The sequence below is a fragment of the Agromyces seonyuensis genome (genome assembly GCF_009789225.1).
GTDB classification, from domain to species: Bacteria; Actinomycetota; Actinomycetes; order Actinomycetales; family Microbacteriaceae; genus Agromyces; species Agromyces seonyuensis.
Genome location: NZ_WSTA01000039.1, coordinates 21,848 through 33,176, shown reverse-complemented (window position 1 = coordinate 33,176; position 11,329 = coordinate 21,848). Strand labels below are relative to the sequence as shown.

Annotated in this window: 11 protein-coding genes; 8 read left to right on the top strand and 3 right to left on the bottom strand. The window is 74.3% G+C overall.

The window, feature by feature from the left end; translation table 11 throughout:
- Positions 1-103 precede the first annotated feature (103 nt).
- The 6 genes from GB864_RS18970 to GB864_RS09955 all read left to right on the top strand — a co-directional run bounded on the left by GB864_RS18970 (position 104) and on the right by GB864_RS09955 (position 6,711).
- Positions 104-1,462, top strand: a complete 1,359-nt coding sequence (locus GB864_RS18970) for a glycerophosphoryl diester phosphodiesterase membrane domain-containing protein (RefSeq protein ID WP_160424591.1) — start codon at positions 104-106, stop codon at positions 1,460-1,462.
- Positions 1,456-2,127: a DUF4129 domain-containing protein gene (locus tag GB864_RS09975; protein ID WP_160424588.1), complete on the top strand. Its 672-nt coding sequence runs from the start codon at positions 1,456-1,458 to the stop codon at positions 2,125-2,127. The genes GB864_RS18970 and GB864_RS09975 overlap by 7 nt, the downstream gene beginning before the upstream one ends.
- Entirely contained in the window at positions 2,124-3,395 is a 1,272-nt protein-coding gene (locus GB864_RS09970) for a DUF4350 domain-containing protein (RefSeq protein ID WP_160424586.1), read from the top strand. The genes GB864_RS09975 and GB864_RS09970 overlap by 4 nt, the downstream gene beginning before the upstream one ends.
- Positions 3,392-4,399 carry an AAA family ATPase gene (locus GB864_RS09965; protein WP_160424585.1) on the top strand — a complete coding sequence of 336 codons (1,008 nt, stop codon included), beginning with the start codon at positions 3,392-3,394 and terminating at the stop codon, positions 4,397-4,399. Before GB864_RS09970 ends, GB864_RS09965 begins: the two co-directional genes overlap by 4 nt.
- Positions 4,400-4,412: 13 nt before the next feature.
- A complete protein-coding gene (locus tag GB864_RS09960) occupies positions 4,413-5,738 on the top strand; it encodes a DUF58 domain-containing protein (RefSeq protein ID WP_160424583.1) in 1,326 nt (441 codons plus the stop codon).
- Between the two features lie 232 nt (positions 5,739-5,970).
- Positions 5,971-6,711: an aquaporin gene (locus GB864_RS09955; RefSeq protein ID WP_160424581.1), complete on the top strand. Its 741-nt coding sequence runs from the start codon at positions 5,971-5,973 to the stop codon at positions 6,709-6,711.
- A gap of 64 nt (positions 6,712-6,775) precedes the next feature.
- Here the strand turns inward: GB864_RS09955 and GB864_RS09950 are convergent, their stop codons facing one another.
- Positions 6,776-7,774, bottom strand: a complete 999-nt coding sequence (locus GB864_RS09950) for a stage II sporulation protein M (RefSeq protein WP_160424579.1) — start codon at positions 7,772-7,774, stop codon at positions 6,776-6,778.
- Positions 7,775-7,790: 16 nt separating this feature from the next.
- On the opposite strand from GB864_RS09950, the gene GB864_RS09945 reads away from it, so the two are divergent.
- Complete coding sequence (locus GB864_RS09945) at positions 7,791-8,639, top strand: RDD family protein (RefSeq protein ID WP_336603950.1); 849 nt, start codon at positions 7,791-7,793, stop codon at positions 8,637-8,639.
- A gap of 20 nt (positions 8,640-8,659) precedes the next feature.
- Positions 8,660-9,430 carry an isocitrate lyase/PEP mutase family protein gene (locus GB864_RS09940; RefSeq protein WP_160424575.1) on the top strand — a complete coding sequence of 257 codons (771 nt, stop codon included), beginning with the start codon at positions 8,660-8,662 and terminating at the stop codon, positions 9,428-9,430.
- A gap of 64 nt (positions 9,431-9,494) precedes the next feature.
- Here the strand turns inward: GB864_RS09940 and GB864_RS09935 are convergent, their stop codons facing one another.
- Together GB864_RS09935 and ahcY are read right to left on the bottom strand one after the other, a co-directional pair.
- Positions 9,495-9,827: a hypothetical protein gene (locus GB864_RS09935; protein WP_160424572.1), complete on the bottom strand. Its 333-nt coding sequence runs from the start codon at positions 9,825-9,827 to the stop codon at positions 9,495-9,497.
- A gap of 15 nt (positions 9,828-9,842) precedes the next feature.
- Complete coding sequence (gene ahcY, locus GB864_RS09930; RefSeq protein WP_160424571.1) at positions 9,843-11,318, bottom strand: adenosylhomocysteinase; 1,476 nt, start codon at positions 11,316-11,318, stop codon at positions 9,843-9,845.
- Between the last annotated feature and the right edge of the window lie 11 nt (positions 11,319-11,329).

Here is an 11,329-nt window from a genome sequence, read left to right as displayed (position 1 = left end):
CGGCCGCCGGTCCTGGCCGCCTGTGCGGGCGCGGTGTGGACGGCGGCGGCCGGCGCCCGCCCGGGTGTGCGAGCATGGGCGCCAGCGGAAGGAGCCCGAGCACGTGTCCGAGCAGCAGTGGAATCCCGTCGATCCTGCCGGCGCCGCCGGTCCCGACCGCGCCGCGCCGCCCGAGCCGGATCCCGGCGCGACGCAGTACGCCCCGCCGTACGGCGCGACGCAGTACGCCCCGCCGTACGGCGCCCCGGCAGTCCCGCCGCAGCCGTACCCGGCTCAGCCGTACCCCGACCCGAGCACCTCGCCGCAGTACGGCGCACCGCAGTATCCCGCCCCGCCGCACGGCACGCCGCAGTACCCGGTACCGCAGTACGCGACGAGCGCGTACGCCGCGCAGTACGGGGCGCCGGCCTGGAGCCCGCCGCCGAAGCCGGGCCTGCTCCCGCTCCGGCCGCTCGGCTTCGGCCAACTCCTCGCCGCGCCGTTCCAGGAGATCCGGCGCAACGCCGGACCGGTGGTCGGCAGCGGCCTCCTCGTCGGCGTCGCCTCGACGCTCGTCTCGACGCTCCTGCTCATCCCCGTGGTGTTCTGGGCCGTCTCGCGATCCGAGTCGGCGACCGCCGACGACTCGGACCTCGTCCTCGCCGGCTCGATCGGCGCCGTCATCCTGGCCGCGCTGGCGCTCTCGCTCGTCAGCGTCGTCTTCGCCGCCTTCCTCCAGGGCGTCGTGATCACCGACGTCGCGCGCGGCACCCTCGGCGAGCGCGCACGGTTCGGCGAACTCTGGAGGGCCGCAGGACGGCGGGTGTGGCCGCTCATCGGCTACGCGCTGCTCGTCGGCGCAGTGGTCCTCGTCGCGATGCTCTTCTTCGCGGGGCTCTTCTTCGGCGGCGTCGTGCTGGGCGGTCCCGCCGGCGTCGTCATCGCGGTCATCCTCGGCCTCGCGCTCGGTCTCGGCGCGGTCGTGCTGGCGTTCTGGCTCCAGACCAAGCTCGTCGCCGTGCCGACGATCATCGTCCTCGAGCGCGCGGGACTCGGCGCCGCCATCGCCCGCTCCTGGCGGCTCACCCGCGGCCGCTTCTGGCCCATCTTCGGGGTGCTCCTGCTCATCCAGGCCATCGTGCAGACCGCGGCGCAGGTCGTCACCCTCCCGATCAGCCTCCTCGGCCCGTTGCTCGGCGGCGTGATCGATCCGACCTACTCGGGCGCGTACCTCGGCGTCTCGATCGGCGTCAGCGTCCTCACCCTCGTCATCACCATGCTGGTGAGCGGCCTCGCCTCCGTCGTCACGTCGTCGATCGGCGCGATCGTCACGATCGACCAGCGGATGCGCAGCGAGGGACTCGACCTCGAGCTCCAGCGCGTGGTCGAGGCGCGCGCGGCCGGCAGGGCGACCGGCGATCCGTTCGCCGCGCCGGGATCGCCCGAGTCGTTCGACCCCGCCCCGTCGGCGACCGCGTGGTGAGTTTCCCGACGCTCCCCTCGATCCGCTTCGAGCCGCCGGTGCTGCCCGACGGCCCCGAGGCCCGCGAGTGGATCCTGCGGGAGCTCGGCGAACCCCGGTACCGAGCGGCGGAACCCACGCCGTTCGACCGCCTCGTGTCGGGCTTCCTCGACTGGGTCGCCGGGCTCTTCTCCGGGGGCGGCGGGTCCGTCCCGGTGCTGGCCCTCGTCGTCGCGGTCATCATCACCGCACTCGTCGTGGCGGCGTTCGCGATCTTCGGCCGTCCCCGCTCGATCACCCGCCACCGCGCCCCGGTCGCGCTCTTCGGCGGCGACGACCGGCGCAGCGCGGCGGAACTGCGCCGCGCCGCCGACGCCGCGGCCGCGGCCGGCGACTGGGTGCTCGCCCTCGAGGAGCGCTTCCGCGCGATCGTCCGCGGACTCGACGAACGCGAGCTCGTCCCCGTCCACCCCGGCACGACCGCCCGCGCCGCGGCCCGTGCAGCGGGCATCCGATTCCCCGCCCTCGCGGGCGACCTCGACGCCGGCGCCGAACGCTTCGACGGGGTGCGCTTCCTGGACGCCGCCGCCGGAGCCGAGGACGACGCCCGCCTGCGCGAACTCGACGCGGCGCTCGTCGCGTCGACGCCCGAGCCGTCGGCCGTGCCCACGGGAGCGCTCCAGTGAGCCCCACGACCGCGGCCGCCCGCCCGGCCGAGGCGGTGTCCCCGACCTTCGCCGCGAGCCTGCGGCGTCGCCGCGTCTGGATCGGTCTCGCCGCCCTGCTCGTCGTCGCCGCCGTGGGCCTGTTCGCCGTCCAGGGCGGCTCGCGCCCAGAGGGCGTCCCGCTCGGCGCCGACAACGCCGCCCCGGCAGGCGCCCGCGCGCTCGTCGAGGTGTTGCGCGACCACGGCGTCGAGGTCGTCCCCGTCGACTCCCTCGACGACGCCCTCACGGCCGCCGAGGCCCGCGAGTCGACCGTGCTCCTCCACGACGTCGGCCTGGTGCTCGACGACGAACGGCGGGAACGCCTCGCCGAGGTCGACGCCGACCTCGTCGTCGTCGACCCCACGGTCGGCGCCCTGGCCGATCTCGCCCCGGGCGTGCGCCTCGCCGGCACCGCCGACGGCCCGCTCCAGGACGCCGGTTGCGAGTTCTCGCCCGCCGTACAGGCCGGCGAGCTCCCCGACGGGCTCGCGACGCTCTCGCTCGACGCCGAGGCCGAGGCCGAGGCCGACGGCTGGACGACGTGCTTCGCCGACGCCGACGACCGCGCGGCCGTGGCGACGATGCTCGGCTCGGACGGCCGCCGCAGCGTCGTGCCGTCGACGGAGCTCTTCGCGAACGAGTCGATCGATCGCGACGGCTCGGCGGCGCTCGCCATCGGGATGCTCGGAGCGCACGAGCGGCTCGTCTGGTACCAGCCCGGGCTCGACGACGCGGATGCCGCCGCCGCTCCGACGACGAGCGAGCTCGCGCCCGATTGGGTGAGCCCCGTCGTCATCCTGCTCATCGTGACGACCGTCGCGGCGGCGATCGTCGCGGGCCGCCGATTCGGCCCGCTCGTGGTCGAGCCGCTCCCGGTCGAGGTGCCCGCCGCCGAGACCTCGCTCGGCCGCGCCCGGCTCTACGAACGCTCCGGCGGCCGCACGCACGCGCTCGACCAGTTGCGGATGGGCGCGATCGGCCGTCTCGCGGGGCTGCTGCGCCTCGGCCGCCGGGCGACGGTCGCCGAGGTCGTCGGCTCGGCCGCAGCGGCGACCGGCCGCGCGCCCGCCGAGATCGAGGCGCTCCTCGTCGCTCGGGCGCCGCAGAGCGACACCGAGTTCGCCGAGCTCGCCCGCGCGATCGACGCCCTCGAGGCCGAGGTGCGCCGCGCAACCCGACCGGATGACGTCCGCCGCAGCACGGCGCCCCGTCCCGACCCGAACCCGTCCCAGGAGGACCGACGATGACCGATCCCGCACCCGCCCCGAACCCGGCGCCGCCCGCCGCAACCTCTCGCCCCGACGCCGAGCTGCGCGCCGCCTTCGCGTCCGTGCGCGCCGAGGTGGGCAAGGCGGTCGTCGGCCAGGACGGCGCCGTCTCGGGTCTGCTCGTCGCCCTCCTCGCGAACGGCCACGTGCTGCTCGAGGGCGTGCCCGGCGTGGCGAAGACCCTGCTCGTGCGCACGCTCAGCCGCACCCTTGGCCTCGAGACGCACCGGCTCCAGTTCACGCCCGACCTCATGCCGGGCGACGTCACGGGCTCCCTCGTGTACGACCCGCGAGAAGGCCGATTCGACTTCCGCCCCGGGCCGGTGTTCACGAACCTGCTGCTCGCGGACGAGATCAACCGCACGCCGCCGAAGACGCAGTCCGCACTGCTCGAGGCGATGGAGGAGCGGCAGGTCTCGAGCGACGGCGTGACGCGGCCGCTGCCCGACCCCTTCATCGTCGCGGCGACGCAGAACCCCATCGAGTACGAGGGCACGTACGCGCTGCCCGAGGCGCAGCTCGACCGCTTCCTGCTGAAGCTCGTGCTGGAGGTCCCCGACCGCGACTCCGAGTTCGGCGTGCTGCGCCGCCACGCCGACGGGTTCGACCCGCGCGACCTCGCGTCGGCGGGCGTCCGTCCCGTGCTCGATGCGACGTCGCTGCGGTCCGCCCGAGCGGCCGCTGCCCGCGTGCGGGCGAGCGACGAGCTGCTCGCCTACCTCGTCGACCTCGCGCGCGCGACCCGGCAGAGCCCGTCGGTGCGACTCGGCGTGAGCCCGCGCGGCACGACCGCCCTGCTCGCCTCGGCGAAGGCGTGGGCGTGGCTCACCGGCTTCGACGCGCTCACCCCCGACCACGTGCAGGCGATGCTCGTGCCGACGTGGCGCCACCGCATCCAGCTGCAGCCCGAGGCCGAGCTCGAGGGCGTCGACGTCGATCGCGTCCTGCGTTCGGTCGTGCAGCAGGTGCGGGTCCCGTTCTGATCCGGCATCCCTGATGGCCCTGACCGTCCGTTTCGTCGTCCTGCTCGCCCTCGGCATCGTGCCGGTGGTGCTGGCCGGCGACGCCGCCTGGTGGATGCTGCTCGGCTGGGTCGCGCTCGTCGCCGCGCTCGCGGGGCTCGACGCGGCGCTCGCCGGATCGCCGCGCGCACTCGCGCTCGAACGCCGCCTGCCCGATCGGGTCCGTCTCGGCGAACCCGTCGTCTCCACGCTCGTGCTGTCCAACATCGGCTCGCGCCGCGTGCGCGCGACGGTGCGCGACGGCTGGCCGCCGTCCGCGGGGCTCGTCGGCGACAACCGAGCCCGCGTCATGGTGCCGCCGGGCGAAGGCCGACGCATCGAGACGACCCTCGTGCCGTGGCGACGCGGCGACCGCACGAGCGAGGCCGTGACGGTCCGGAGCACCGGCCTGCTCGGCCTCGCCGCACGACAGGCGACGCTCGCGGCACCCGGCCGGCTCCGGGTGCTGCCGCCGTTCCGGTCCCGCAAGCACCTGCCGAGCCGGCTCGCCCGGCTCCGGGAGCTCGACGGGGCGACGCCGGTCGCGATCCGCGGCCGCGGCACCGAGTTCGATTCGCTCCGCGAGTACGTCGACGGCGACGACGTGCGCTCGATCGACTGGCGGGCGACTGCTCGCCGCAACGACCCCGCCGTGCCGGGCGCGCAGCGACTCATGGTGCGCACGTGGCGCCCCGAGCGCGACCGGCGCATCGTCATCGTCGCGGATGCCTCGCGCACCGCGGCCGCGCGCATCGCCGACGAACCGCGGCTCGACACCGCCTTCGAGGCGAGCCTGCTGCTCGCCGCCCTCGCGGGACATGCGGGCGACCGCGTCGACTTCCTCGCCTGGGATCGACGTGCCCGGGCGCGCGTGCACGGCGTGACCGGACCGAAGCTCACGGTCCGGCTCGTGGACGCCATGGCGGGGGTCGAGGCCGAGCTCATCGAGGCCGACTGGGCGGGTCTGCCGGCCCAGGTCCGTTCGCTGACGGCCTCGCGCTCGCTCGTCGTCGTCCTGACCCCGCTCGACTCCCCGGGGGCTTCCCGCGGCCTGCTCGCGATGCTGCCGCAACTCGCGCGCGACCATCTCGTGCTCGTCGCATCGGTGCTGGACCCGGCGCTGGCGACGGCGAGCGCCGATCGGGAGGACGTCGCCGCGGTCTACCGCGCAGCGGCGGCCGAGCGGGCGCTGCTCGACCACGATCGGCTCGCGGCAGCGGTGCGGCGCCTCGGCGGCGACGTCGTCGCGGCGGCGCCGGCGGATCTGCCGCCCGCACTCGCGGACCGTTACCTCGCGCTCAAGGCCGCCGGCCGGCTCTGATGGCGGCCGGATCCGCGCTCGCGCACGGCGCTCCGGCGCTCGGTGCCGCTGCACGCCACGAACGCACGGACGATTGGCGCACTCCGACAGCGGCGCCGGTCGCCGGCGGCGGCTTTTTGTGACGGGTCGCGTGGCGCGGGCGACGGCCTCCGGCCGACCGATACAGTCGGTCACCGTCCGGCCCTCGTCGTAGCGCGCCGATCTTCCTCATCCACGACCGAAGGGGTCATCCATGTCCACTGCCGCGGCCGTTTCCACACCCACCACCGTCCAGAAGCTCGGCGCCGAAGTCGCCGGCACCTTCCTGCTCGTCTTCGGCGTCATCGGCGCCGCGCTCAGCGCCGGCTTCGGCGGCGGGGAGGGCAACCTCAACGTCGGCTTCCTCGGCGTCGCGTTCGCCCTCGGCCTCTCGGTCGTCATCGGCGCCTACGCCTTCGGCCCGCTCTCGGGCGGCCACTTCAACCCGGCCGTCTCGATCGGCCTCGCCGTCGCGGGACGATTCGCCTGGAAGGACGTGCTGCCCTATGTCGTCGCCCAGCTCGTCGGCGCGATCCTCGGCTCCACGCTGCTCCTCGCGATCTTCGCGGCGACGAACGGCTTCGACGCCGCGGCGAGCTTCGCCGGCGCGTCGACCGGCTACGGCGTGCTCTCGCCGTCGGACTCGAGCCTCGTCACCGTGCTGCTCGTCGAGATCGTCGCGACGGCGGCGTTCCTCCTCGTCATCCTCGGCGTGACCTCGAGCCGCGCCGCGGCGGGCTTCGCGCCCCTGGCGATCGGCTTCACGCTGACGGTCATCGCGCTCGTCGCCATCCCGCTCTCCAACGGCTCCTTCAACCCGGCCCGCTCGATCGCGACGGCGATCTACGGCGGCCCCGACGCCCTCGGCCAGGTGTGGCTCTCGATCGTCGCCCCGATCGTCGGTGCGATCATCGCCGGTCTCGTGGGCCGTATCCTCTACGCCGACAAGCGCTGAACGCTCCGCGACGCACGACGGGCCCCGGCATCGCCGGGGCCCGTTCCGTTCTCGGGGTGCGCGGTCAGCCCGCGACCGGCGCCCGGACGCCGCGGTCGAACTCCGCCAGGTCGCCCGTCTCGCCCGCCCGCACCGCACGGCGCCCGACGACCCACGTGTAGACGAGCACCGCGACCCAGGCCAGGGTGCCGATGCCGATCTTCACTGGCCAGGGCCACGGTGCGGGGGTCACGAACCCCTCGACGATGCCGGAGACGAGCAGGAAGAACGCCGTGCCGATCGCGACGGTGACGAGCGAACGGCCCGCGGCCGCGAGCGAGGCCGTGCGCGTGCGACGGCCCGGCGCGACCCAGGCCCAGAAGATGTGCAGGCCCGCCGCCGCCGCGATGAAGACGCACCACAGCTCGAGCTGCCCGTGCGGGGCGATGTAGGCGAAGAAGGTATCGCCCTCGTCGTAGGCGAACATGACGGCACCCGTCGTGCCGAGGTTCTGGGCGTTGCCGAGGATGACGTACGGCACCCAGATCCCCGTGATGCCGAACGCGACGCACTGGGCGGCGATCCAGGCGTTGTTCGTCCAGACCGCGCCGGCGAAGGAGGCCGCGGGGTTCTCCGAGTAGTAGTCGACGAAGTCGTGCTCCACGAGCTGGCGGAAGTCGGCGTCGCTGCCGAGCGAGGCGAGCACGCGCGGGTCCGCGAGGATCCACCACGCCCACAGCAGGGCGACGACGACGGTGGCGATCGCGACGGCGAGCGTCGTCCAGCGGATGCGGTAGAGCGCGGCCGGCAGCGAGAGCGCGACGAACCGGGCGAGTGCCGCGAGCGGCTGCTCGGGCATCCCGGTGAAGCGCAGTCGTGCCCGCGAGAGCGTCACCGAGAGCCGGTCGCCGATCGCGGTGGAGCCCGCCGTGGACTGCAGCAGCGAGAGGTCGGAGGCGCCGGCGCGGTAGCGCTCGACCAGTTCGTCGGTCTCGGGGCCGTCGAGGACGCGGCCGCGCTTCGCGAGGGCGTCGAGGCGCTCCCAGTCGTCCTGTCGGGCGGCGCGAAGGGCGTCGAGATCCATGTGCTTGACTCTAGGCGTGTCCCGAGGCCCTGCGCACGCCGCTCCCCCAGCCGCCGACGTCGACGCGCTCGTCACGGGCGAAGGGGTCGCGCTCGAAGTCCGTTCCGCGGGCGTCGTGCTCCGTTCGGCGGGCGCGGCCATCGACGTCCTCGTCACGGTCGCCGGGCTCGTCCTCGCGGTCTGGTTCACGAACTCGCTGTTCGACCTCGGGCTCGACGAGGCGGCCGGCCGCGCCGTGGCGATCGTGTGGGCGGTGGCCCTGCTCGTCCTCCTGCCGACCGTCGTCGAGACGCTGAGCTCGGGCCGTTCCCTGGGCAAGCTCGCCCTCGGCCTCCGCGTCGTCCGCGACGACGGCGGCGGCATCGTGCTGCGGCACGCGTTGGTGCGCGCCCTCGTCGGCGTGCTCGAGATCTGGATGACCCTCGGCGGACTCGCCTTCGTCGTCGGCCTCCTGAACCCGCAGGGCAAACGCATCGGCGACTTCCTGGCGGGCACCCACGCCCAGATCGAACGGGTCCCGACGCCGCCGTCCGCGGCCTTCGCCGTCCCCGCCGGGCTCGAGACGTGGGCCGCGACGGCCGACGTCGGCCGGCTGCCCGCGGGACTCGCGCGCCGCATCGCGGCCTTCTTCACGCACGTCGGCTCGCTGACGCCGGATCGCCGGGCGTCCGCGGCGCAGGGGCTCGTCGCGGAGGCCGCCGCGTTCGTGGCTCCCATGCCCGCCGCGCCGCCGGAACTCGCGCTCGCGGCGATCGCCGCCGTCCGGCGGGAACGGGAGCTCGCCGCCCTCGAACTCGAGAACGCGCGGCTGACGGCGCTCGAACCGACGCTGAACGCCCGGCCCGTCGGCTTCCCCGAGCGCTGATCCGGCGATAGGTTCGCGGGATGTCCGTTCAGACCCGCGCGCTCGCGCTCAAGACCCTCCACGAAGCCCCCGAGATCCTCCGCGTCGTCAACGTCTGGGACGCGATCAGCGCGAAAACCGTCGCCGACCTGCCCGACACCCGCGCGATCGCGACCGCCGGCCACTCGATCGCAGCGAGCTTCGGCTACGCCGACGGCGGGATGCCCCTGGAGACCGCCTTGGCCGGGATCAAGACCATCGTCGACGCGGTCGAACTGCCCGTGAGCGCCGACCTCGACGACGGCTACGCCGAACCGGGCGAGACCGTGCGCCGCGCGATCGGGCTCGGCGTCGTCGGCGCGAACGTCGAGGACCGCCTGCGCCCCTTCGACGAGTCCGTCGCCCGGGTGCGCGCGATCATCGCCGCGGCCGAGGCCGAGGGCGTCGCGTTCCAGCTCAACGCCCGCACCGATGCGATCGTGCGCGGCGGCGACCGACCGCTCGACGCGAGCATCGAGGATGCGATCGCGCGCGGCCGCGCCTTCCTCGACGAGGGAGCCGCACTGGTGTTCGTGCCGGGCGGCCACGATCGCGCCGTCGTCGAGCGGCTCGTCGAGGGTCTCGGCGTCGGCAGGCTCTCCGTCATCGGCCTGCCGGGCGCACTGCCCGCGGCCGAGTACGAGGCCCTCGGCGTCGCCCGCATCTCCTACGGACCGCTGCCCCAGCGCGTCGCCCTGCGCGCGCTGCGCGACCTCGCGACCGACCTGTACGCCGACGGCACGATCCCGGCGGACACGCCCGCGCTCAACTGACGTCCGCCCGCCGAACGCACGGATGCCCCGGAGCAGCGCTCCGGGGCATCCGTCGTGCTGCGCTTCAACGCCGCAGCGCGTCCCAATCGACCTCGAGGTCGGCCGGGCGGGCCGGCGGGATGCGCGCCGGAAGACGCGCGCCCGCCGCGGGCCAGTGGCGTCGGTCGAGCACGACCGAGAGCCGCACGGGCGTCGGCGGGACTCCCTCGGCCGAGGCGATGCCGCCGAGCTCGACCGGGCGGAAGCGACCGCGGCCGACCGGCTCGGGCACGTCCACGAGTTCGAGCACGCCGCGCACGGCCCCGGCGAGCGGATCGCCGGTGATCTGCTCGAGCCAGGCCGTGGCCTGCTCGAGCTCGCTCCGCTCCGGTGCCGGCTCGGATCCGCTCGCCGTCATCGCTCGGCCCGCCGGTCAGTAGCGATAGTGGTCGACCTTGTACGGGCCCTCGACCGGCACGCCGATGTAGGAGGACTGCTCGGGGCTGAGTTCGGTGAGCTCGACGCCGAGCGCGTCGAGGTGGAGGCGGGCGACCTTCTCGTCGAGGTGCTTCGGCAGCACGTACACGCCGATCGGGTACTCCGCGGGGCGCGTCCAGAGCTCGATCTGCGCGAGCACCTGGTTGGTGAACGAGTTGCTCATCACGAACGAGGGGTGGCCCGTCGCGTTGCCGAGGTTCATGAGGCGGCCCTCCGAGAGCACGAGCACCGAGCGGCCGGTCGGCAGGCGCCACTCGTGCACCTGCGGCTTGATCTCGACCTTCTCGACGCCGGGCACGGCCTCGAGGCCGGCCATGTCGATCTCGTTGTCGAAATGGCCGACGTTCGCGACGATCGCCAGGTGCTTCATGCCCTGGAGATGCTCGGCCGTGATGACGTCCTTGTTGCCCGTACCCGTGACGAAGATGTCGATCTCGCCGAGCACCGACTCGATGCGCGAGACCTGGTAGCCGTCCATCGCCGCTTGGAGGGCGCAGATCGGGTCGACCTCGGAGACGATGACGCGCGCGCCCTGGCCGCGGAGGGCCTCGGCCGCACCCTTGCCGACGTCGCCGTAGCCGGCGACGAACGCCGTCTTACCGCCCATGAGGACGTCGGTGGCGCGGTTGAGGCCGTCGGGCAGCGAGTGGCGGATGCCGTACTTGTTGTCGAACTTCGACTTCGTCACGGAGTCGTTGACGTTGATCGCCGGGAACTGGAGGCGGCCGGCCGCGTGCAGTTCGTAGAGGCGGTGGACACCGGTGGTGGTCTCTTCGGTGACGCCCTTCAGCTCGGCCGCGATGCGCGTCCAGCGGTCGTCGCTCACGGCGAGGGAGGAGCGGAGGGTCTCGAGGATGACGCGGTACTCGCCGCTGTCGCCCGCGGCGGCTTCCGGCACGACGCCGGCGGCCTCGAAGTCGCGGCCGAGGTGCACGAGCAGCGTCGCGTCGCCGCCGTCGTCGAGGATGAGGTTCGGCCCGATCCAGTCGGCGCCGGCGGCCTCCGCCTCGGCGGACCAGTCGAAGATGCGGTCGGTGCACCACCAGTACTCGTCGAGCGTCTCGCCCTTCCAGGCGAACACCGGCACGCCGGCGGGCGCCTCGAGCGTGCCCTCGGGTCCGACGACGACCGCGGCGGCCGCCTCGTCCTGCGTCGAGAAGATGTTGCAGCTCGCCCAGCGCACCTGCGCGCCGAGGGCGACGAGCGTCTCGATCAGGACGGCGGTCTGGACGGTCATGTGGAGGCTGCCGGCGATGCGGGCGCCGGCGAGGGGCTGCGTCGGCCCGAACTCGGCGCGCAGAGCCATCAGCCCGGGCATCTCGTGTTCCGCGAGGCGGAGCTGGTGTCGTCCGGCGGCGGCGAGCCCGAGGTCGCGGACCTTGAAGTCGAAGGCAGTGCTGGTGGCGGTCATCCTGCCATTCT